20 protein-coding genes are annotated in these 22,258 nt (G+C 37.6%); 6 read left to right on the top strand and 14 right to left on the bottom strand.

The genetic code is table 11. The features are described 5' to 3' along the window. Positions 1–81: 81 nt before the first annotated feature. From H5092_RS09455 to tagH, 7 genes are read right to left on the bottom strand one after another with little or no spacing between them, the layout of a single operon-like run. On the bottom strand, positions 82–879 hold the full coding sequence (locus H5092_RS09455; protein ID WP_024595081.1) for a PP2C family serine/threonine-protein phosphatase: 798 nt from the start codon (positions 877–879) through the stop codon (positions 82–84). Then, positions 872–1,600 carry a type VI secretion system-associated protein TagF gene (tagF, locus tag H5092_RS09460; protein WP_182671928.1) on the bottom strand — a complete coding sequence of 243 codons (729 nt, stop codon included), beginning with the start codon at positions 1,598–1,600 and terminating at the stop codon, positions 872–874. The genes H5092_RS09455 and tagF overlap by 8 nt, the downstream gene beginning before the upstream one ends. After that, positions 1,582–5,094, bottom strand: coding sequence for a type VI secretion system membrane subunit TssM (gene tssM / locus H5092_RS09465; protein WP_182733399.1), 3,513 nt, complete (start codon positions 5,092–5,094; stop codon positions 1,582–1,584). The genes tagF and tssM overlap by 19 nt, the downstream gene beginning before the upstream one ends. A 9-nt stretch (positions 5,095–5,103) precedes the next feature. Further along, positions 5,104–6,384, bottom strand: coding sequence for a type VI secretion system protein TssL, long form (gene tssL, locus H5092_RS09470; protein ID WP_024603626.1), 1,281 nt, complete (start codon positions 6,382–6,384; stop codon positions 5,104–5,106). 21 nt (positions 6,385–6,405) lie between these two features. Next, positions 6,406–7,734 (bottom strand): type VI secretion system baseplate subunit TssK, encoded by a 1,329-nt coding sequence (gene tssK / locus H5092_RS09475; protein ID WP_182733400.1) that lies wholly within the window; start codon positions 7,732–7,734, stop codon positions 6,406–6,408. A gap of 15 nt (positions 7,735–7,749) precedes the next feature. Then, entirely contained in the window at positions 7,750–8,214 is a 465-nt protein-coding gene (tssJ, locus tag H5092_RS09480) for a type VI secretion system lipoprotein TssJ (protein WP_182671924.1), read from the bottom strand. A 15-nt stretch (positions 8,215–8,229) separates the two neighbouring features. Beyond that, the gene (gene tagH, locus H5092_RS09485; RefSeq protein ID WP_182733401.1) at positions 8,230–9,540 is read right to left on the bottom strand and encodes a type VI secretion system-associated FHA domain protein TagH; all 1,311 of its coding nucleotides are present in this window, start codon (positions 9,538–9,540) and stop codon (positions 8,230–8,232) included. Between the two features lie 494 nt (positions 9,541–10,034). Between tagH and H5092_RS09490 the strand changes: the two genes are divergently transcribed. Beyond that, positions 10,035–12,008 carry a serine/threonine-protein kinase gene (locus H5092_RS09490; protein ID WP_024595402.1) on the top strand — a complete coding sequence of 658 codons (1,974 nt, stop codon included), beginning with the start codon at positions 10,035–10,037 and terminating at the stop codon, positions 12,006–12,008. Positions 12,009–12,177: 169 nt separating this feature from the next. Further along, positions 12,178–12,534 (top strand): PEGA domain-containing protein, encoded by a 357-nt coding sequence (locus tag H5092_RS09495; RefSeq protein WP_024595403.1) that lies wholly within the window; start codon positions 12,178–12,180, stop codon positions 12,532–12,534. A gap of 64 nt (positions 12,535–12,598) precedes the next feature. Here the strand turns inward: H5092_RS09495 and H5092_RS09500 are convergent, their stop codons facing one another. Next, positions 12,599–12,970 (bottom strand): DUF1294 domain-containing protein, encoded by a 372-nt coding sequence (locus tag H5092_RS09500; RefSeq protein WP_024595404.1) that lies wholly within the window; start codon positions 12,968–12,970, stop codon positions 12,599–12,601. 51 nt (positions 12,971–13,021) lie between these two features. Here H5092_RS09500 and H5092_RS09505 point away from each other — a divergent pair, with 51 nt between their 5' ends. Then, the gene (locus H5092_RS09505; protein WP_182711784.1) at positions 13,022–13,552 is read left to right on the top strand and encodes a hypothetical protein; all 531 of its coding nucleotides are present in this window, start codon (positions 13,022–13,024) and stop codon (positions 13,550–13,552) included. A gap of 61 nt (positions 13,553–13,613) precedes the next feature. Here the strand turns inward: H5092_RS09505 and H5092_RS09510 are convergent, their stop codons facing one another. Continuing rightward, positions 13,614–14,156, bottom strand: a complete 543-nt coding sequence (locus H5092_RS09510; RefSeq protein ID WP_182733402.1) for a carboxymuconolactone decarboxylase family protein — start codon at positions 14,154–14,156, stop codon at positions 13,614–13,616. Between the two features lie 112 nt (positions 14,157–14,268). On the opposite strand from H5092_RS09510, the gene H5092_RS09515 reads away from it, so the two are divergent. Further along, entirely contained in the window at positions 14,269–14,856 is a 588-nt protein-coding gene (locus tag H5092_RS09515) for a TetR/AcrR family transcriptional regulator (protein WP_182716270.1), read from the top strand. A 104-nt stretch (positions 14,857–14,960) separates the two neighbouring features. On the opposite strand, the gene H5092_RS09520 is transcribed toward H5092_RS09515, so the two are convergent. The 5 genes from H5092_RS09520 to H5092_RS09540 all read right to left on the bottom strand — a co-directional run bounded on the left by H5092_RS09520 (position 14,961) and on the right by H5092_RS09540 (position 20,423). Continuing rightward, positions 14,961–17,081, bottom strand: a complete 2,121-nt coding sequence (locus H5092_RS09520; protein ID WP_182719990.1) for a methyl-accepting chemotaxis protein — start codon at positions 17,079–17,081, stop codon at positions 14,961–14,963. A gap of 107 nt (positions 17,082–17,188) precedes the next feature. Beyond that, positions 17,189–18,406 carry an organoarsenical effux MFS transporter ArsJ gene (gene arsJ, locus H5092_RS09525; RefSeq protein ID WP_182692577.1) on the bottom strand — a complete coding sequence of 406 codons (1,218 nt, stop codon included), beginning with the start codon at positions 18,404–18,406 and terminating at the stop codon, positions 17,189–17,191. A 24-nt stretch (positions 18,407–18,430) separates the two neighbouring features. Next, positions 18,431–19,441, bottom strand: coding sequence for an ArsJ-associated glyceraldehyde-3-phosphate dehydrogenase (locus tag H5092_RS09530; RefSeq protein WP_182733403.1), 1,011 nt, complete (start codon positions 19,439–19,441; stop codon positions 18,431–18,433). Positions 19,442–19,461: 20 nt separating this feature from the next. Further along, positions 19,462–19,818 carry a metalloregulator ArsR/SmtB family transcription factor gene (locus H5092_RS09535; protein ID WP_182733404.1) on the bottom strand — a complete coding sequence of 119 codons (357 nt, stop codon included), beginning with the start codon at positions 19,816–19,818 and terminating at the stop codon, positions 19,462–19,464. A gap of 176 nt (positions 19,819–19,994) precedes the next feature. Next, complete coding sequence (locus H5092_RS09540; protein WP_024595412.1) at positions 19,995–20,423, bottom strand: organic hydroperoxide resistance protein; 429 nt, start codon at positions 20,421–20,423, stop codon at positions 19,995–19,997. A 129-nt stretch (positions 20,424–20,552) separates the two neighbouring features. On the opposite strand from H5092_RS09540, the gene H5092_RS09545 reads away from it, so the two are divergent. Both H5092_RS09545 and H5092_RS09550 read left to right on the top strand, forming a co-directional pair. Continuing rightward, the gene (locus H5092_RS09545; RefSeq protein ID WP_182733405.1) at positions 20,553–20,987 is read left to right on the top strand and encodes a MarR family winged helix-turn-helix transcriptional regulator; all 435 of its coding nucleotides are present in this window, start codon (positions 20,553–20,555) and stop codon (positions 20,985–20,987) included. Positions 20,988–21,032: 45 nt separating this feature from the next. Next, on the top strand, positions 21,033–22,139 hold the full coding sequence (locus H5092_RS09550; protein ID WP_182733406.1) for an L-dopachrome tautomerase-related protein: 1,107 nt from the start codon (positions 21,033–21,035) through the stop codon (positions 22,137–22,139). The last annotated feature ends 119 nt before the right edge of the window (positions 22,140–22,258 follow it).

A 22,258-nucleotide genomic window follows, 5' to 3' on the forward strand; every position in this document is an offset into this window, starting at 1 on the left:
AATATACTTATTAATTAATAGATGTAATTAAAGTAAAAACTCAAATATAAAATACAAACCAAATTTTTTAACTTAAAATCGTTATTTAGAAAAAAGCGGGATAGTAGCTTCATCTTGAATGTTGAATGTTTCTGATTTATGACCAGCGTATCCTTCATCGTACTTAATTAAGATACAGGTCACATTATCTCTTGCACCTCTAACTAATGATGAATGCATAAGCGCCATACCAGAATCAATAATGCTACTAGGCTCTAGCGATAAACATATGTCCTCATCAGACAACTCTCCGGTGAGCCCATCTGAACAAAGTAAAAATATATCGCCCGTTTTTACTTCATTTTGAATAACGTCTACTTTTACATCCGCAGTTACACCCACAGCTCTTGTGATTACATTTGATAATGGATGTGTCTTGGCTTCTTCTACTGAAATAATACCTTCATCAATTAAATCGTTTACTTGACTGTGATCTCTCGATATCTGCTTAAGTTGACCATCTCGAAGCATATAAGCTCGGCTATCACCAACCCACAAAACATAGTACTTATTATTTTTAAGAAATAAGGCAGTAACTGTACTTCCTGCGGTTTTGCTACCTAAATATTGGGCACTATATTCGTTTAATTGCCTATTCGCATCTTCAATGGCTTCAACTATGTGAGATACTTCAAGCTTCTCAAGTGGTAGCTCTTCAACTTTTGCTCTTATTACATCTACAACAAGCTGACTGGCAACTTCACCTGCTTCGTGACCTCCCATCCCATCTGCGACAACCCATAAGTTATGGTTATTTATCTCTACATGCGCATCTTCGTTAAGCTGCCTCACAGCGCCTCGGTGGGTAATTGCATAACTTGTACTAAACTTGCTAATCACTATTTTTTACCTGTGTAAAGTTCCATTCCCAGTGTTTCCACCTTCCATCTAACATTGCTGCAACTTGATTTACCGCAGGCAAGCCAGGCGTTATGAGTACCATAGGTTTTATATTATAAGAGCCATGTGTCCACCAAACGCTGTAATCACCGTGTTTTTTTAACAAAAGAGCATGCATTGCATCTTGGAGGACTTGACTTGATAACTCATCACCTGAGAACTCAAATGCTTCTGCACTTTTATTTTTATCTACAGAATTTAAAAAACTAACCTGCTTTTTAACTCCTGCTATAGAGCTTAGAGACTTAGCAACCTCTTTACGCCAAGAAAATAAATCAACCGAACTATCAAGCACTTTTAATACAGTGTCTTCATACTCTAAAGAAAACACACCTGAGTTTAAAACATCAATAGGTGCAAATTCTAATGTGCTAGCAACTGTGAAGGGATAGTGCCTACCTACCGCGTCCATACTCGGTAATAGAGTCCCCATAACGCCTTTGTCACCAACAATGTTTGGCGATAATGCAAAGTGCCATACTGGTCCAATTAAGTAATTATCTTGCCATACTTCACCTAGCTGTTCTTTACTCACTGCAATGGCTGCTTGCAGCCACTGCTCCCAATGCTCTGAAAATTCTTTCGAAACGCTATCTTGTACAAAATCACCTAAACTAGGTACCTTGCCAAGATAACCAATATTTATAATCGGGTCGGACATGAAAACTTCTCTACACTTTTATTCCAAAATGGATGCCTGATTGATTTAGGCAATAACTCGACTTTCGCATTGTTTCCCATGAGTGAAAAATGTAACTCTAAGTCTTCACGTGTCTTTGCTCTTTTAGCACTTAACTCGTCTAACATGCGATATAGCGACCATTCACCTTGGTAAGTTGTATTTATAGAACGACCACCATTTGGAGGAGTAAATACAATTCGTGTTTTACTCTGGCCACTTGCTCCAGGCCATACAAAATTTGTTACCCTAAGTGGACCATGCCTGTAAGTCATTGACTGACCGTCAATTTCGAGCATAAAGCTAGAGATGGTGCGGTCTAATTCTAATGGTTTTAAGCCAAACTCAATTCTTGGTGTTGCACTTCCGCCATCAAAAAAGACTGTTTGAATTTGATTCGCCAGTTCAAACATCGCTAATGTATCTCGGCTAATACCTATATCTTTTTCAAATTTCCATGGCGTTGAGCTCATATCTACACTTGGCGCAATATAATTGGTGAAAAAGCTATCAATTGTTCCACCTGGGCCGAAAAATCGAGTGAAATCTTTCATATTCACTTCTTTATCTGCGTATGGAGAAAACGGATAACGGCCAACAATTGCAGCGTTATATTCGCGTAGCACCTTACTTTTCCACATCTCGTTTAAATGTCTGTTGGCACTATTTTTAGTTATGTTACTAGTATCTCTACTTATATCTAACAGCCAACTATTAAACGGGTAAGGTAAATCTCGACTTTGAAACTCAAGCTGACGAATAAAGCTAGGCTTACTTTTACCGCTAATTTGGTCTTTAATTGACGACTTTAATTGATCGCCTCTATCAAGTTTGGTTAAGTAAACGTTTAACTCTCTTAGGTTTTTCTGAATATTATCTAATTGTTGAGCATCAATTTTTATTACATCTTCAAAGGCTTCTTCAACTTGGTGACCCGGTAATTTAATATCAAATTTAGGGGCTTCGTCAGGTAAAAATCGCTTGATACGATTAGCTTTGGTTTGCATAGCTATTTCAGCAGCATTTGCTGCAACTTTACCTGCAGCCTTTTGGTTATCAGATACTGGTAATTTAGTTAGCTGCACATTTTTTTGTACTGCAGTGATAATATTTTTAATAGGCGCTTCAGAGCCTGCTAAGGCATCAGTAATATTAACTCCCTCAGCCGGAGAGCTATATTGATTCAGGCTCAGATCATCAATAAATGATTGCCAATAATAAATATAATCTTGAAAGTATCGCTGCTCTAGCTTCTTCTCAATCTCATCTTTAGAAATATCGTAAGTGCCAGTTGCCTCTTCACCATACACCCAGCTACTTGCCATTAAATTGCCAAGCATTTTACTTTTCTCAACATTAAAAATGCCGTGAAAACCATTAAATGTATATAAGCCAGGGATACTTCGCGTAAGCTCACCGTCATTTCTAAAAGTAAATTTTTGCGCACTTTCAAAACTAATAATGTCTGTAAGCCTAAATGGCGGAATACTGCTATCTAGGAAGTCGGCTTGTAATCGTTGATATGCTCGCTCAGCAATTGGTAGCTTAGTTAGCTCAGCTCGCGCAACACGTACTGCTTGATTATCAATTTCAATTTGGCTAACACCGTTTTCAAGTAATGTAGCTACATGCTCCATCAGCTCTACTCTGGTTTGCATATTTTTATCGCCTGGTAAGTTACGCTCTAAATAAGCGTTAAACCAAACCGTTATATCTTCACTTTCAAAGTATTCAGGCTGAAACAACATGAGGTAACACTTAAGTGTTTCGTATAAATAACTTAAGTGCTCAGGATGAGCTTCCATTTCTTTAATTAAGGTACTTGCAATAAACGGTTCTAAATACGTTTGTAATGAACGGTCGTAGGCTTGTGTAGAAGCCATTTTTATTTCATTTAGTTTATCAAACCCAATTGATTTAGACTCTTGTGTATTAACAAGTTCAGGGTTGCTTGCAGGTAAGTTTCTAAGAGCCTTTAATCTATCGTTTAGTACTAGTAAGTTATTACGGTCAAATGAGGCTGTATCAAGCTCTTGGTACGTTGCAATCGCATCTTCAGTCTCTGAAATTAAGTTACTATTCCAAGCAAAACTAAAGTACCACGATGTTGAAAAACCAAGTAAAGCTATGCATGCAAGCGTTATGCTACCAACACGAAGCCATTTATTTTGCTTGTCATGATGTTTGTTAGTACTTGCTAAGTTTTGCTCTGGAAAAATTACACCTTCTAATACATTCTTTATAAAAAAGCTTTTAGATTGGTTAATGTATCCAGGTTCGCCTGCGTTTGCTTCGTTTAAAAAACTAGATGGCGTACCTTCTTGCGTTGCACTTGTGAGGTAAACACCACGAAACATTGGTAGTTCTTCGTATGCATTAGGAGTGAATATTTCTTTTAAAAAAGCATCTCCTACACCTTGTAAAACACGAAGCTGCCTAGGGAATTCAAATATCTTAGCGCGAATTTCTTCGTTTCTTTCATTAATTAATCTACGATTTAACATTTCAGTTAATTTAGAAATTAATGAGTGAAATTCTTTGTTGAAAGCATCTACTTGTGTGTCTTTATCTAAATCAAGTTCAAAGGTTACGCCCCAAACCTGCTCACACTCTTCTTCTGTTAATTCGCCAAAAAACTCTCTAAAACCTTCAATTAAATCAACTTTAGAAAAAATAACGTAAACAGGAAAGGTCATACCTAATTGGCTTTGCAGCTCTTGTAAGCGCTGTTTAATAGCGCGAGCATGTAGGTTTCTCTCAGTTTTGGTCTGGCTCATAAGCTCAGAAATACCCATACTGATCATTACACCATTAATAGGCCTAAGTGGACGGTACTTACGAAGTAATCCTAAAAAGCCTTCCCATGCACGTGAATCATGCTTTGCATGGCTGCTTTGCGTTGTGTAGCGCCCAGCTGTATCAATTAAAACTGCTTTATTGGTAAACCACCAATCACAATTACGAGTACCGCCAACACCATGAACCAAGTCAACACCTAGCTTGTCTTTTAGCGGGTAATCAAGTCCTGAGTTATGAATAACGGTAGTTTTACCAGCCCCTGGTGGGCCTATCATTATGTACCATGGCAACTGGTAAATATTTTTACCTTTGAACAGCTTTACGTCTTTTAAAAGATCGATAGCTTCGTTCATTCGCGTTTTAAGCGTAGTAATTTCTTCATTTACTTCAGAGCTATTTGTATCGTTATTACTATCAATTAACTCATCAGCCATTTTTTCGTCTCGTTTGCTTTGTTGCACAAGACGATAAATTTTAGACACAGAGAAAACCAATAAAACCAATATAATAGTAAACAGTCTTGCTGCAATACTTTGTAGTGGTACATAGTCAGCTATCGCGATTAATGGGCCGCCAAACCAAATTAATAATGATAAAGCTAAAAAGCCGATAATTAGCATTGCCGTACGAGATGTAAGTGCGTAGGTCACTTTTTTTATTTTTTGTGAAAAACTCATTTCAGCCTCTTAAAATAATAAATCGATTTCAATTCGTCGGTTTAATGACCGAGAAGCTGAATCTGAATTACTGGCAATAGGCTCTGCTGCGCCCTTACCTTCGGGCCATAAACGCCCACTGAGGTTTGTACTTTTAGCCATAGAGTTTGCAACTTGAGTTGCGCGCGCTAAAGAAAGGTGCCAATTAGAAGGGTACTTATCAGTTCTAATTGGTGTGTCATCTGTATGGCCGGTTATTAAAATACGTCCTTTAGTTCCTTCAAGGCTTAACGCTAGTTTTTCTAAAATAGGCTGAAATGAAGGTAATAATTTAGAGTCACCTTGATTAAAAAGGCTCTCACTATTAATAGAGATTCTGATCCTATCGATATTTTTCTTTATCGTCACAATCCCCATTTGAATCTCAGTTTGTAATAGCTGCTCTAGTACAAGTAACTGCTGATCTTTTTTATCTACTGCTTGGTCTTCAGCTACAGGATGAATGATAGCAAGCTTGTCACTAACAGCCATAACATCATCATTTAGCTTCATATTTATAAATAAATAAACGGTAAGTAAAAGTAAGCCTAAAACAGAAAAAATAACCCACAATGGCACCTGATTTCTTAATTCTACGCCAGCGGCTACTCTTTGTTTCCAGTTAGGAGAAAGCTTATTATTGATTGGCCCATCTAATTGATTTAATAAGTGATACATTTGTGAGCGGTATTCTTCTACTTTATTGTCACCCACAGTATCTAGTCTGTACTTACCTTTAAAACCTAAATTTAAACAGTGGTATTGCAGCTCTAAAAAGGCTTTGTGTTGCTCAGGCTGGGCCAATGCATTATCGAGTAAAGTATAAAAGTACTCACCGCCAAAAGTTTCTTTATGAAATGTCGAAAGCAAGCTTTCGTCAGCCCATTCCATAGAACTCCATTTAGAGTTTAAAACTGATTCATCTAAAATTGCACATAAACAATAACGAGAGTTTTTGATTACATCTTTTGATAAATTTTGATTACGTAGTTCGACTTCAAAACGTTTGATAGCCTCTACACATCGATGCTTTAACGCAGCTAAGTTAGTCATCTCAACTGATTTTCTAATTGAAATAACCAAAGAGAAACAGTCTGTTGCGGCTTCCATTAATGGGTTTCTAAATATAGAAACCTTTGCATTACTAGGAATACTACTTGCAACAGGCTCAACAGACATGACTGTTTTGTCTGGATCATTATCTACTTGAGGATTATTTGAGGCATCACGCCCTAATCGACCAGGACGTGGTTTTATAATGGTTTCGTCCATTGAAACTCTTCCTTTTAAAAGTTAAGTTCTTATTGCCCACAGGCTTAGTTGTAACTCGGGGTAATTTCCTGACAAGTGAATAGCAATACCACCACTTGAATGAAGTTTTGCCCAATGCTCGCCATGTTTATTTAATTCAAAATAATGAAAACCTGCATGGTAAGGAATTTGACGCGGTGCCGTTGGTAAGTTACTGATTGTAATACCTGGGATTTGATTATTTACTAAATCTCGGATTGTCTCAACACTACCAATTTTAATTTGAGAAGGTAATATCTTACGAAGCTCCTCGTGAGGAACACTGGCTTTAATAGCCAATACAAATTGACCTGAGCTAAGTACTGATTTGTCTTTGAGCGCACCAAAAGAAATACCAAACTTGCTTTGCTCTAACTTTATTTCCGTAGCAGTTTGCTCAATTACATGACTTAAAGATTGGTATAAAAAGTTTATTACTTCACTAAATACCGGGCCTAAGTTTTTATGATCGTACTTAGGTAATTTAGGCACTCTTTTGTTTACTGTACTAAAAGTAGATAACTCACCAGCAAGCTCTATTAGACGAGTATAAAGAACGCTTGGATGAAGATTATTAACTGATAATAAGTTTTCAAAAACAGCGTCATACTTGTTTAATGTTTGCAGCATAATAAAATCAGCTACAGAGGTACTTCCCGCATAACCTTGGCACAATCTAACAGCAATACTCTCTGAGCGCTGCTTGATCATTGAGCCAATCTCTCTCACTAAACCAAGTAATGGCTTACACTGACCGACTTTTAACGATGCTGGTATATACTTTGGATCGAGCTTAATTTGACCTTCACTGCTAACTTCAACAATGCGTGCAAGTGGCAATAATATATAGCCTGCATGGTCGTCTGATGACAATACTAGCTTACTAAATACCTTGGCTACTTGAATAATTTCTTGAGCTTGTGCACCTAAAGAGTCATCACTTACAGATAAGTCGTTTAGTTTATAACGCGTAACAATATCCTCATCTAAAGATGAAATATTAATACCACTGGCTTTTAGTGCAGGAACCGCTAAATAAATTATTTCATCATAAACATCTTTGCCCACCACTAAAGGCTCAGGCAAAGAGGTAGATTGAGGCATATCGATAGGTAGCAAATCAGGGGTAATAGCTGACAATGACTCAATAGCAAATTGGCCTGAGCTTAATAGCTGATTATCGATACTTATATCAAGTATGCCCCAAGGATCTGCTAAATTCCCATTACAAATTTGCTTAATTAAATGCGAAAAATGCTTATCTGACTGCTGAAAGTGTTGCGGCCTTAAGAACATTCCTTCGGTCCAGGCAACACGAGTGTTATCACTCATTGTACAAATCCTTTTTTACTGCTCTCTCATGTATGTAGCAATTGCTTCAACATTTACATCTATATCGTCATAGCCAGTTGGGTCAACTTCGATTACAGCTCTCCATCGTGCTTGATCGATATTTCTGTACGCGACAACAACACCAACATATCGTGTATTGCGGTTTAAGCTCATTTTATATTCTTGAACAGAGTTTGGCTGTAATTCTAATTCATCTTTTTTTAATAAGTCCGGGCCTAATAGTTTTTCAGGTGTTTCATACAGGCTAAAGAAATCCTGAGTATCAAAAATTGTTCTCGAGCTAAGCTCAAAAATTTTCATTACTACCGGTGAAGGTCTATCTGAAGTGTCTGGATTTACATTTTTAGACACATTAATTTTTAGATCCGTAGAAGGAGGCACAAACTTATTAACAGTTGAACAACCCATGGCTAAAAACAGTAAACTGAAACTCATTAAAAAGAGCTTAAATTTGTTCATTATCTACTTTCCTTTCTAGAACGATTCTTTAATTCTATCGTTGTATGCTTTTAAGAAATCATCTGACAACGCCATAGCTCCCTTACTATTTACATCATGAGATAACTCATCATATAAATTTTTGTATAGCTTCCAGCACTTAGCCTCTGTTTGACCAGGGATGATTTTTAATACGTTAGAATTATCATTTATTTGTTGATTTATATGTTGGGGAGAAACTTGCTCTAACATCCCTTTTAATACGCCGTCAGCTCCTGCTAATAAAGCATGTTCATGTCTTCGCGTATCAACAAAGCTTTCTTTGATTGATTCTTGAGACGACAGGAAGCTTGCACTATTTCTGATGAATAAATTCTGAATAACGTCATCAATATCTGCCGAAAACTTAATTGGGTTATTTTGTTGAGTTTGAAACATCGTTTGGTTTAAACGCAATTGGTTTTTTACAAGCGCTCTTTGGCGAAGAGACTCCATCAACTCGGTCAGTAATAGATTTAACCCTTGGCCCATTTCAAACCAAAGTTCTTGTGAGTTTAATGAGTTTTGTAACTCAGCTTTAACCCCCAGTCCGTTTAAAAAAGCATCAGTTAAAGCGGTATCTTCACTAAGCGATGTTGGATTTTTTTGCACTACTGGTTTATGAACAGGTTTTACTGCTTGAGGTTTAGTTACAGGCGTATCTAGTACTGGTGTATTAACTGAAGTTTGCTGCTCAACAGTTGGTTTTTGTTGTGGTTTACTTACAACGGGTGCTTGTTGAGTTACAGCTTCTGGGTTCATTAAGTGAGCAAGCTCATCCCAGTTTTCCGGTATTTGGTTAGCTGAATTAAGGTCACTGGCCTGAGTCATAGAAACTGCAGGCATAGACTCATCCATTATTGATTCATTAAAGTACTGTTCTGGCTCAGAAAAATGCTCCGTAGGATGCTGATAAGAGCTTTCTGGCTCTTTGCTAATACTAGCTGCAGCGCTTAAATTACCATAATCGGTGTCAGCTGTTTTTTCATTAGTAGCTAATTTTACCTCTATCTGAAAATCACCCACAGTGATCGTATCACTATTTGACAAGCGTTGTTTATTGCCTTGACCTAATGGAGCTACACCAAAATTTACAAAAGTACCATTTGTAGATGTATCGTAAACATAAAAAGAGTCGCCCTCTTTAACTATGCGTCCGTGCTTACTAGAAATGATTTTTTCAGGATCAGGAAAATGCCAATCACATACTTCTGAACGGCCAAATATTAGAGAGTCTTTTACTGTTTTAGTTGCTTCAATTTCTGGAGAGAGTCTATGATAACTAGTGATGTTTAGTATCAGTTCCATTTGATAAGTTAGTCCCATAAATCTACATTCTCATTAGGATAAAGTAGAAGAGAAACTATTGTCAACATTGAAATTAATATATAAAAATATACTCAACCATACAAAAGCTCAAATTTAAATAAATTAAATTAAACAAAACCTCTATAAAAAAGCCCTTTCAAAGCTTACAAAAGATATTTTGTATGTTCCCATTTAAAAAAATTGCTATTTAATAATTAGCATTACATTTTATTCATTTTAAGCCCCTAGAAGTGTTATAAAACAATGCCTGTAGGCTTACACTGTTTATAAAAATAAACAGTAAATAAACGATATTTCAATAATTAATATAAAAGCCCTTAATTTTTTAAAGTTTTGTACGAAAGTTCTGCTTTAGAAACATTGCTAAGTTGGCTAATTTTTGTAAAAATACAACGCTTATCAAAGGGAGAATTGATAAAAATAAAAAACTCACCTTTGCGATTATTTTAATATACACAATAAAAGGATTTATAATGAGCGGTGTCAACAGTTCTAATGATAAAACGCAGATAGCTTCGCTTGACTCAAATCTTCGCACGTCAAAAGCAATAAATAAATTAAACCTTATTGGTAAAAAAGTTTCGGATCGCTACTTAGTTGAAGAACTTATTGGCCAAGGTGGCATGTGTTACATTTACCGAGCCAGAGATTTATTTTTAGAAAGTGCGAGTCGTCCTGAAGTTTTCGTAGCGATTAAAGTATTATTAGAAGAGTTTTCTCATTCTGAAGAAGCTATTTCACTTCTTAAGGATGAAACAACTAAAACACAACAGCTCTCCCATCCAAATATTGTAAAAGTATATTCTGCAGGTTCTGATAACGGTTTACATTACGTAACCATGGAATTAGTAGAAGGCGAAACGCTAGAGCAAATAATTAAACGCAACAAACCCTCTGGAATGGTTTTCAAAAAAGCGAGCGTGATTCTTAATCAACTTGCCGATGCTTTAATTTATGCCCATTCTCGTGGCGTCATTCATAACGATTTAAAGCCATCGAATATAATCTTCGATTCAAATGGTAGCCTCAAGGTACTTGACTTTGGTATTGCTAAACACAAAACCATTGAAGATGCCTATGCAGTTAATAGTGAATCAAGCCTAGGCACTGTAGGTGGTTATACGCCAACCTATGCAAGTCCTGAACAATTAAAAGGTGCTGCAGCATCCGTTAAAGATGACGTTTTTTCTTATGCATGTATTGCCCTAGAGTTATTAAGTAGCAAACATCCATATAATCGTGTTGCAGCAGACACACTCCCTAAAGATACATCGGCAAAACGTCCTAGTAACTGCCCTTTATGGTTATGGGGCACACTTAATAAAGCAATTTCTTTAGATGCAGCAAAAAGAACTGATTCGTTAAAGCCTGTTTTAGATAAGCTTCAAAGTAACTTTAAACCGGCAATAGCACTTGCAGCCAGTACTGTTGTGTTAGCCCTTTTGGCTGGTCAGTACTATCTATCAAATACAAATAATATAAAGCAGCTTGAAGCAAAATTAGATAATGCAAAAGCAATTAACCAACAAGTAGAAACATGGATGTCTTGGGATGGGCCGGAGATTCTAAACAAGCTTGCAGAAATTCCACCTCAATACGAGGTATTAAAACAGGGATTATTAAGATCTAATCAAGCTAATATTCTACAAAGTTTTGATTACAGAGCGAATCAAATCAATACAAGCGCTAACAAGTTTAAAGACTTTGATGAAACAATTAATGTTTATAGTAAAGCCTTGGAGTATTACCCAGATTCAGAAAAGCTATCGGTACAACTCGAAAGCATTTTAAGAGAGCGTCAATCAATAATCTCAGATATTACTTCTCGTATTGATTTGTTACTTGAGCAATCTCGCTATAGTGAACTAGACAATAATAGTATTCCACAATTAATCAATGATTTAAGTGTAGTCGATAGCACCTACGTTTATCGCCCGTCTGAAGTGCATTTTGATAACTATAAACTTGCCTTAGATAAAGCGATTGAAGAAGATGATGTTATCACGCAAAAATCTTTACTTAATGTTGGTAAAGCTATTTTCACCAATAATCAAAAAAATGAACTTGGCTTTGCAGACCTTCTAAAAAGAGAGTCGGCGATAGATGCTTTAACGCTTTACCAAAAGAAAGTAAACCTAGGTGAACCAGCTGATTTTCCTACTGAAGATGCCGTCGTATTTTACGGTCCTAGATTTGATAGATACACACAAAAACTAGAGACGATTGAAGAGTACAGAGATTTATTAGATTTTGAAGAATTAATCAATACCGAGTCTGCAACATTACCTAAAGACTTTTCATTACTCGTTTCTTTAAAACAAGAATTATCTAGACGTTATATCACTATGGCAAATACGTTAATGAAAAGAAAGATGTACCGTACAGCAGAGCAACTAGTTGAAAGAAGCGAAGCTATTACTCAGTCTCTTGATAATGTAATGCTTTAAAAACTATTTATTGCGAGAGCATCACCAAATAACTAAAAATATATTAAACTAACAAACGTTTTGTTTTAACAAACGAAGGTCAAGGACGACGGGTTGAGCGATCATTTTGCATAAACTCCTCCAAGATTTTTCGTAATTATCACTATTTAAATGAGTTTATGGAGTACCTATGAAAAAGATAAGCGCACTAGCGGCATTACTAATACTAAGTGGTTGTTCAACTACATCGTCTGTAGATGAAACGCAGCAACTTGCAAAAGAAGAAGCAGTTCAAGTACAAGAAGAAATTGTCGAAGCTGTAGCACCTATTTCATTAACTGTAATCACTAATCCTAGTGATGCACGCGTACGCATTATGAACATTGCGCCTGTGTACCAAGATGCCATTGAACTTAAAGAAGGTAAGTACGACGTTGAAGTAAGCAAGCCAGGTTACTTAACTTACCGCAAGTGGGTTGTAGTCGATAAAAAGACAATTTTAACAGTAAATTTAGATGAAGTAGCAGCAACTGAAGCGGCTAACTAGTCCAGTATCTAAACTTTAATTATGCCTTTAAACATTTCACATGTATTAAAGGCATAATTTTAAACTACCCCAAATAATATAATAAACTCCCCACAGCCCCTACATTTATTAAAATACATAACCACAACACCACTATAAAACGTCGCTTTTGTGATTTATGACGAAGTAATTGTTGAGCAAGTAATGCCCCCGGCCATCCTCCAAATAATGCAAGTAGTTGCAGTGTGCGCTCTGGCGTGCGGTTTACTTTTTTATGTGAAGAGCGCTTAGCTTGTCGCTTATCCCACGCGTACATTAAAAAAGTGATAGCACTTAATACACTTATATAACCAGGTACATATATAGGTATATAAACAGGTAAGTATTGCAGTAGGTAAGCCTGCCAAATGGCGGCTAAATAAAGTAATGAGAATGTGATTAATATTTTCTTTATCAATTAATTATCGCCTATACTTGGCATTGGTATTACAAAAACAAGAGCCAAATTATGACATATTTTAAAGCGATATTCTTAGTCTTATGCTTATTAACATTTAGTAGCTATGCATCCGATACATCCACCAACCTTGATAAAGAACTTGCCGTATTTAAGCCCTATTTAGGAACTTGGCAGGCTGACTTTAAAGTACCTGAGGGTGCTAAAAAAATACAAGATGTTGGCCGTTGGGAGCGTGCTTTAAACGGTAAAGCGATACATACCAAGCACTCTATTAATGAAGGTGAGTATGGCGGCGAGTCGATGATTTTTTACGACAGTAAAAAAGAGTCTTTGGTATTTTACTATTTCACAACAGCAGGGTTTTATACAAAAGGGACTATGAAAGTCCTCAGCCCCACTCAATTTGTAGCTTATGAAGATGTAACTGGTAGCCAAGATGGTATTACAAAGGTTAAATCGATGAGTGAACTAAAGGACGATAAATTTCTTGTATCGACCTCTTACCTTAAAAAGGGTGAGTGGACAAAGCCCGAACAACGTATTTATACACGCAGTACAAAAACGGTTAAGTTTAAATAGCTGTGATTTAAAAGTACAAAAAGGCAGCCTAGGCTGCCTTTTGTCATTTATAAAACCGTATTTATTTTACGTATTTTTTAAATGCAGCGTCTACTGGTGTATCAGCAAGGTGATTAGTGTAGTTGCTCATTACTTTTTGAGACAAGCCTACAATAATTTCAAGTAGCTGTTGCTTAGCGTAACCTGCGGCAAAGAATTTTTCGATTTGCTCATCGCTGATCACGCCACGTTCACGTGTCATTGCAAGTGTAGTTTCACGAAGAGTTTCTAGCTTAGGGTTTTCAAGTGGTGTTTTGTTAACAAGTGCGTCAACAACACCTTGGTCAACTTTCATTGACGCAGCAATGGCGCTGTGTGCTGGTACACAGTAATGGCACGCGTGCTCAACATTAATTGATTGCCATACCACTGTAAGCTCTTCTGCATTGAACGATGTTTTTTGAAACAGCTCATGCAGTACTTGGTAACCTTTAAGTAATGTTGGTGCTTCAGCCATCACTGCGTGTAAGTTAGGTACCATACCAAATGCTGCTACTGAATCAGCCATTAGAGATTTTGATTCTTCTGGTGCGTTTTCTTGAGTGTATAAAGTAAATTCGGCCATGGTTAGCTCCTAATAATTAATAGTTTTAAGTAACTTCGAGACACATAGTATTTGATTTTGAGCGACTGTTCAAGTTAAAATTGAGCAAATGTTCAAATTGATTGAGAATGATATGGCTAATAAGGTTAAATTTGAACGCGAGAATGTAGTTCGCGTTGCTAGTCAGCTATTTTGGCAAAAAGGTTTTCATGCAACCTCAACGCGTGACTTACAAGAAGCCGTTAATATGCGCCCAGGTAGTATTTACTCTGCGTTTGGCTCTAAAGAAGGTCTATATTGCGAATCGCTGAAAGATTACACCGTACAAATGAAAACCCAAATAGAAGGGTTTTTATCAAGTGCCGATACAGTACTTGGTGGATTACGTGCGTTTGTTGAAAACGTGGTAATTAAAACAAAAGATTGCAGTCCAAGCGCTATTTGTATGCTAGTTAAAGCAAACAGCGAGTTTGCAGAAAAAGACTCAAACCTGTATGAGCTAAGCTTAGATTTAACGGCTCAATTTGAAGCCTATTTAACGCAATTATTTACCCAAGCAATAAACAAAGGTGAGTTACGTAACACGTTGACCGCTGTTGAATATGCGCGCTTTTTTCAAGTGCAATTTACAGGTTTACGCGGTTATTTTAATCGTCCTAATGTAGGGCAATTTGCTGAGCCAATGATCAACCAAATGTTTATGTTGATTAAAAAGTTATAAATAGCAGTTATCGAGCATTCTCAACAAGTTACATTTATTCTACTAAATAAAAATGGCCAGTATTAACTGGCCATTTTTTTTGTGCTTAAAGCTTAATTTGTAAGTTACGTTTTAAGCTTGTTAAGTTCATTATCTTGCTGGGCAACAAGTGCATTAAGCGCTTCGCTGCTATCCCCTGCTTGTGTAGATAAGTCAGCAAGTTGCGATGCGGCATCAGATATAAGCGTTAAATTACGGTTTATTTCTTCAGTCACTAAACTTTGCTCTTCAGCAGCGGTGGCAATATGTGTAATTTGGTTGGTTATTTCATCAACTTTAACAACAACACTGTGCAGAGCATCAAAAGCTACTGATGTTTCATCAACGGCATTTTGTGCACGTACTACGCCTTTTTCAATAACGGTAGATGCGTTGCCTACTTCAGATAATAAACTATCAATTAGTTGGCTTATGTCATCTGTTGATGAACGCGTTTTAGAAGCAAGTGCACGTACTTCATCGGCAACAACAGCAAAGCCGCGCCCATGTTCACCAGCGCGCGCAGCTTCAATAGCAGCGTTAAGTGCAAGTAAATTTGTTTGTTCTGAAATAGTACGAATTACATCTAATATTTGCGTAATATCTTTACTACGCGAAGCAACTTTTTCAACGGCTTGGTTAGCTTCTTTAATTTCTTCAGACATCGTTTTAACTTGCGTCATCGCTGAAGATAAGCTCGACTCACTGCTCACTACCAAGCTATTTATTTCATCGGCTTGTTGGGCTGATTGCTCTGATGCTCTGGCGACTTCAAGTGCTGTTGCGCTCATTTCGTTCATAGCCGTTACCACACTTTCAATTTCTTGAAATTGAGATTGCACATTGTGCTTTGTATCAATAGCTATGTGTTGTGCTATTTCGCCTTGCTGCTTGGTTTGATCAGACACCGTTTTAAGCTCAGAAATTAAATCACGTAGCTTTGCTAAAAATCGATTAAACCCACCAGCTAATGCAATAAGCTCTGCGTGACTATCAACATGCAATGTATGTGTTAAATCACCTTCAGAACTTGCGAGGTTATCAACCCGCTGTTGAATTTGTTGTAGCGGCGCTATTACACCTGCTATTACTAATTTCATAATAACAAAAGCAACCACAGCAATTACTAAGCCTGTTATTAAAATAATAAATCTGAGTGATGTTGCTGTCTCTTGCATGTTTTTTTCTAGCGCTTCAGGCCCTGCAAGTGCTAGATCTGTAGGTACTTCTATGATTAATGACCACTGAGTGTTAGCTAGTTTTATATTAATTGGGTAGTTAACTAAATACTCGCGAGGCGTTTTAAAGAGGCCATGTTGACCTTTAAATTTAACAAGCTCACTGTAAGTGTTGCTACTAACCACTTCTTTAAATGGGCGGCCTAATTTAGATTTATAGTGACTGCTGCCTACAATTAAACCTATATCACTTAAAAGTGTTACTTTTGCTTGGCCGTTGTAAAGCTCGCTCGACAGCTTTTCGGTTAAGCCCTGAAAAGTTGGGAGCGTTAAATCAACGCCAGCTAAACCAATAAACTGACCTGACTTTAAAATAGGCACAGTTAACGAAGTTAGCATTACTGAGTCGCCCGATGGGATTTCGTATAAATACGGTTCCATAATACAAGGCTTAAGCGTGTCTTTTGCACACAAATACCAATGCGCTTCACGAATACCAAATTCATTTAAAGAGGTAATATATTTATCGGCAGCATTAGCTACTTTTTGCTGTTCAATTACGCCGTTTTGGTCGCGAGTAATATACACCTCTAAGGTGCCATTACCATTAACCGAATGTTTGTAACCTTGTTTAAAGCTCGAATCTTGCCCATCAAAAGCATTAGGCTCAAATTGCGAATATATAGAAGAAAGCAGAGTATTTTGCTCTAACATCGAGCGGTTAATACTTACTACTGTATCGCGGCTCAGGGTTTCGCTTTTGGCTGCGTCACCTAATAAAGCCGCTAATGAATAAGGAATGCGGTAAGCTTCATTAATAAAGCCTGCAATTTTTTCTCCGTATCCAGCTGCATGAGCATTAAGCTTTTCTTCTACTTCTACAGTAATGTACTCTTCAGATTTAGTCGCTAACTGCTTATTACTTGATGATAACTGCCACCACAAAACGCCTGATAACACTAGTACAGTTATAAATATACTACCGACACTAAGCCAGAGTAACTTTTTTGCTAACGATATTTCTCGCATTCATTACACCCTTTAAATTAAAACTACTGATACAGTTTAGTAGATCTAACCAACGAAGCTATGAATATCGTTAAACAAATTGAATTTAATACAATACGTTGGGTTTTTTAAAGTTTAGCTAACCGTGCTGTTGTAATTGCGGCTAAAACTAATAAACACACACTTACCCATAAACACGCACTAAGCCCATATACTTGAAAAACCCAACCAGAAAGCACCGTACCAAGCAAACGCCCCATCGCATTAGCCATATAGTAAAAACCAACGTCGAGCGACACCCCGTCATTTTTAGCAAAACTTACTATTAAGTAACTGTGCAGTGATGAATTTACGGCAAATACACCACCAAAAATAAGTAAGCCAATTACAAGCGTAAAATGTATCGCGATATCAAATTGCATCAACAACGCTAAAATACAGGTTACGCCACTTAATAAAGCAACCCACCAATATGCTTTTTTGACTGAGTGTGAATTTGAATCGCTTTGCCCAGTTATGCGCGGAGCTTGCGATTGCACCAGCCCATAAGCAATAACCCACAAAGCCATAAAGCCGCTTACCCACCAGTGATCCCAGTTGAACTGAGCAGCTAAGTAAACCGGCAATGCAACCACAAACCATACATCGCGCGCCGCAAACAAACATAAACGCGCAGCACTAAGTAAGTTGATTGCACGAGATTTAGAAAATAATTCTTTAAACTTAGGTTTGTTTTTAGCTTTACCAATATCGCCTTTTAAAAAAATTAAACTAATAACCCACGCAACACTAAGTAATGCAATTAGGCTTATTAGTGCACCTACAAAACCAAATACAGTTAGTAATAAGCCGCCTAAAAAAAAGCCCACCCCTTTTAAAGCATTTTTAGAGCCCGTAAGTATGGCAATCCATTTATATAATTGGCTTTGCCCTGCATCGTCTTGTGGTACTAAATACTTAATGGCGCTCTTTGCACTCATTTTATTTAAGTCTTTTGCTATGCCACTCAGTGCTTGCGCTGCCATAACATAGGCAACGGTTAGCCAATCCCCTGGTACGCAAAGCATGGCTAAAGCGACAAGTTGTAGCCCAAGCCCTACATTCATGGTTTTGTTCAACCCTAAATGCGCGCCAAGCCAACCACCTACTAAATTGGTGATCACCCCAAATATTTCATAAAACAAAAACAACATGGCTATTGCAAATGCGCCATAACCTAACTGATGAAAATACAGCACCACCAACATGCGTAGCGCACCATCAGTTAAAGTAAATGCCCAATAGTTACCAGTAATTATTAAATATTGTTTTATAGAGCTTGGTAAGTTAGCCAACTGCGCAAACATAGCGTTAAACCTTTTTAAACGAGATTAAACCAAATCACTTTGTGCAACTTTAAGCATTAGCTCAGCAGTACGGTTTGCATAACCCCACTCGTTATCGTACCAAGCGTATAGTTTAAGTTGAGTGTTGTTAATTACCATAGTAGAAAGGGCATCTATGGTGCAGCTGCGCGGATCTGTTTTGTAATCTATAGATACAAGCGGCTTTTCTTCGTAGCCTAAAATACCTTGTAGCTCGTTATTTGCAGCATCTTTAAACCACGTGTTTACTTCACTTTGTGTAACACCTCGCTCCAGCTCAAAAACACAGTCAGTAATGGATGCATTAGTTAACGGTACGCGTACAGCATGGCCGTTTAATTTACCTTTTAGCTCAGGGAAAATATGCGTAATAGCCGTTGCACTACCGGTTGTAGTAGGTATTAAGCTAGTACCGCACGAGCGCGCACGGCGTAAATCTTTATGAGGGGCATCAATAATCGTTTGAGTATTGGTAATGTCGTGAATCGTTGTCATTGAGCCGTGCTTAATGCCCACTTTTTCTTGCAGTACTTTTACTATTGGCGCTAAACAGTTAGTAGTACAAGACGCAGCAGTAACAATTTTATGCTCACTTGGGTTATAAAGATCATCGTTTACACCCATTACTACATTTAAAATACCGTCTTCTTTTACAGGTGCGGTTACCACAACACGCTTAACACCTTGCGCTAAATATTGATTTAACAGCTCAGTGGTTTTCATTTTACCGCTGGCTTCTATTACTACATCGCAATCTAACCAATCAGTTTCGTTTATGGTTTTGTTGTTAGTAACTGCAATCGTATGCTTACCCACACTAAAACTACTATCATCACTAGAAACCTGTTGTGCTAAGCGCCCGTGTACTGAGTCAAACTCAATTAAATGTGCGTGGGTTTTAGCATCGCCCGCTACATCATTTACTTTAATAAACTCTATTTCTGGCCAATCAACTGCTGCACGCAGAGTTAAACGTCCCATACGGCCAAAACCGTTAATACCTACTTTAATAGTCATAATTAAATACCTTTAATAAGTTAGTTACAGCAGCTAGTAATACGTTCAGGGCGATTACCCATAACATTTAAGCGCGTTAAATCGTTTTCATAAAATGAATGGTTAGCAGTAAGCGTTTGCGTTAATACATTTTTAGCCCACTCTGGCAGGGCTTTATTAATACTGTAATAAACCCATTGATTTTGTTTACGGTCGCTCAACAATCCGCATTGTCTTAACTGCGCTAAATGGCGAGACACTTTAGGCTGGCTTAGCTCAAGTGCAGCAACCAGTTCGCATACACATAGCTCTTCTTGATGGCTAATGAGCAGCATTGCTTTTAAACGCGTATCGTCCGCTAGGCATTTATAAAATTGAAGTGGGTTGAATTGTTCCATATTGTCCTCGCAGTTTTATTGCACATACAATAAAACAAAAACAGAATATATGGAATAGTGAATATATGATTTTTTGTATGTTTATTTAACGACTCATTTTTATTAAACTCCACGCACAAAAAAGCCCAGTGGCAAAACCACTGGGCTATTACAGTATTAGTTAACTTAGCAATTAATTAAATAACTGAAAGCTCTACTTCAATATTGCCACGTGTTGCGTTTGAATATGGACATACTTGGTGCGCTTTATCTACAAGCTCCTGCGCTGCAGCTTTATCCATATCACCTAGTGATACAGCAAGTTTTACTGCAATACCAAAACCGCCTTCAATCGCGCCAATAGATACTTGTGAGTCAATATGTGTGTCGCTTGGTAAATCTATTTTTTCGCTACCTGCTACAAATTTTAGTGCGCCAATAAAACACGCGGCATAACCTGCGGCAAATAATTGCTCAGGGTTAGTACCTTGACCGTCGTCTCCGCCTAAACCTTTAGGTGTTGATAAATTTACATCTAAACGACCATCATCAGATTTAGCTACGCCTTCGCGGCCGCCAGTTGCAGTTGCTTTTGCTGTATAAGCTACGTTTTGTAATACATTCATAATGAACTCCAAAGTTTAAAAATATCAATCAATTTAGTTTGTGTGCAAAATAATAGAACAAGTAATTAGAGATTGCAAATACTTTGCATGCAAATTAAAATGCCATGTATCGAAATAAAGGATAACGTTATGCCGTTTGAGCAATTAAAGTTAAAAAATCAGTTATGTCATCGGTTATATATGGCATCTAACAGCATTGCGCGTGCGTATCGCGAGCCTTTAAACGAGCTAAATTTAACTTATCCGCAATACGTAGTAATGATGGCGCTGTGGGAGCAAGACGAAATAACAATTGCAGAGCTAATAGATAAAACCGCGATAGATGGCGGTGCAATGACCCAAATACTCAAAAAAATGAGCGACAAATCATTACTGGCTGTTATTAAAGATGAGCACGACAAACGCAAACGCCTAGTTCAGCTAACCAAGCATGGCCAATCACTTAAGTTAAAAGCAGCCGATATTCCTAAAAATATTTTATGTAAATTTGATAGTGTAGATGCAACACAAGCGAAACAGTTGATGCAGCTGCTCGATTTAGTCGTATACGACTTAGCCGATTAGGCTCTTAATTTTTAAACAATAAACGTGTTTTAAAAGGTTTTAAAAATGACTCATATTAAAAAACTACTATTAGCAGCGGCGTGTAGCACGGCACTTTTAGGTAGCAACGCTGTAACTGCTAACACCGCTGGCCAAAATGCTGATTTAAAAACAGTAGCCACCTTTGATGCGCAGCACCCTCCGGGCAACATTGCTATTACCCCATCGGGCAGAAAGTTTTTATCTGTGCATGGCTTTTTTGGCCAAAAGCAAAAAATTATGGAGCTTTTAAGCGATGGTACAACTAAGCCCTACCCTAATGAAGAGTGGGCATACGCGTACAATAACGGTAAAGGTTTTTACGACGTACTTGGCATAAACGTATCAAGCGATGGTGTATTATGGATGCTCGACACTTCAGGGCCCGATCATGCTGGGCGCTTAGTAGGCTGGGATACAAACAAAGAGCAACTACATAAAATTATTTATCTGGCTAAACCGACCATTACCGACACCTCGTTTTTAAACGATTTAGTCATCGATAATAAACATGGCGTTGTATACATTGCCGACACAGCCCAAGGCAGCCAAGCCGCTATTATTACGGTAAACCTTAAAACAGGTGTCGCACGCAGAGTGTTACAAAATAGCCATTACACCACCGCCGAAAATATCGATATGGTTATTGATGGGCGCATAATGAGCCTTGGCGGACAACCAGCCCGCTTAGGTGTTAACCCTATTACGCTTGACCCTAACGAAGACTGGCTCTACTTTGGCTCAATGTCGGGCACGTCGGTTTACCGCATTGCCACCAGCGATATAAATAACGAGAGCCTTTCGGCTAAAGCACTTGAAGACAAAGTTACGCGTTACGGCACTAAGCCAATTTCCGATGGTATTATTGTTGATGGCGGCGGTAACGTATATGTAACCGACATAACCAATGGCGCAATTGGCGTAGTTAAATCCACTGGCGACTATGAAGTATTATTTAAGGACGAACGCTTAAGCTGGCCTGATGGCTTTAGTTACGGAGCCGATCATAAAATATACTTTACCGTTGACGATTTACATAATTCGCCTGTACTTAATAATGGCAAAAATCAAAGCCACGGTAAGTTTAAAGTAATGTCGTTCGAGCCTTTAGTAAAAGGAAAAGTAGGCCGCTAATTTTCTTTTTAAGTGACTACATTTTTTAAAAAGCCTTGCACATTTAAGTGACCTAATAGTTGCAGGGCTTTTTTGTTAAAAACACACCACACTGGTGCATATTTTAAAAATACTTCACC

Source organism: Pseudoalteromonas sp. SR41-7, assembly GCF_014163935.1.
Taxonomy (GTDB): Bacteria; Pseudomonadota; Gammaproteobacteria; order Enterobacterales; family Alteromonadaceae; genus Pseudoalteromonas; species Pseudoalteromonas distincta.

Excerpts from the sequence above, each read along its gene's own strand:
- H5092_RS09545 (WP_182733405.1), top strand. The coding sequence starts at position 20,553 with ATGCCGTTTGAGCAATTAAAGTTAAAAAATCAGTTATGTCATCGGTTA.
- tssM (WP_182733399.1), bottom strand. The coding sequence starts at position 5,094 with ATGAGTTTTTCACAAAAAATAAAAAAAGTGACCTACGCACTTACATCT.
- H5092_RS09505 (WP_182711784.1), top strand. The coding sequence starts at position 13,022 with ATGACATATTTTAAAGCGATATTCTTAGTCTTATGCTTATTAACATTT.
- tagF (WP_182671928.1), bottom strand. The coding sequence starts at position 1,600 with ATGTCCGACCCGATTATAAATATTGGTTATCTTGGCAAGGTACCTAGT.
- tssJ (WP_182671924.1), bottom strand. The coding sequence starts at position 8,214 with ATGAACAAATTTAAGCTCTTTTTAATGAGTTTCAGTTTACTGTTTTTA.
- H5092_RS09550 (WP_182733406.1), top strand. The coding sequence starts at position 21,033 with ATGACTCATATTAAAAAACTACTATTAGCAGCGGCGTGTAGCACGGCA.
- H5092_RS09530 (WP_182733403.1), bottom strand. The coding sequence starts at position 19,441 with ATGACTATTAAAGTAGGTATTAACGGTTTTGGCCGTATGGGACGTTTA.
- H5092_RS09515 (WP_182716270.1), top strand. The coding sequence starts at position 14,269 with ATGGCTAATAAGGTTAAATTTGAACGCGAGAATGTAGTTCGCGTTGCT.
- tagH (WP_182733401.1), bottom strand. The coding sequence starts at position 9,540 with ATGGAACTGATACTAAACATCACTAGTTATCATAGACTCTCTCCAGAA.
- H5092_RS09510 (WP_182733402.1), bottom strand. The coding sequence starts at position 14,156 with ATGGCCGAATTTACTTTATACACTCAAGAAAACGCACCAGAAGAATCA.
- tssK (WP_182733400.1), bottom strand. The coding sequence starts at position 7,734 with ATGAGTGATAACACTCGTGTTGCCTGGACCGAAGGAATGTTCTTAAGG.
- H5092_RS09490 (WP_024595402.1), top strand. The coding sequence starts at position 10,035 with ATGAGCGGTGTCAACAGTTCTAATGATAAAACGCAGATAGCTTCGCTT.
- tssL (WP_024603626.1), bottom strand. The coding sequence starts at position 6,384 with ATGGACGAAACCATTATAAAACCACGTCCTGGTCGATTAGGGCGTGAT.
- arsJ (WP_182692577.1), bottom strand. The coding sequence starts at position 18,406 with ATGTTTGCGCAGTTGGCTAACTTACCAAGCTCTATAAAACAATATTTA.
- H5092_RS09520 (WP_182719990.1), bottom strand. The coding sequence starts at position 17,081 with ATGCGAGAAATATCGTTAGCAAAAAAGTTACTCTGGCTTAGTGTCGGT.
- H5092_RS09535 (WP_182733404.1), bottom strand. The coding sequence starts at position 19,818 with ATGGAACAATTCAACCCACTTCAATTTTATAAATGCCTAGCGGACGAT.
- H5092_RS09495 (WP_024595403.1), top strand. The coding sequence starts at position 12,178 with ATGAAAAAGATAAGCGCACTAGCGGCATTACTAATACTAAGTGGTTGT.
- H5092_RS09540 (WP_024595412.1), bottom strand. The coding sequence starts at position 20,423 with ATGAATGTATTACAAAACGTAGCTTATACAGCAAAAGCAACTGCAACT.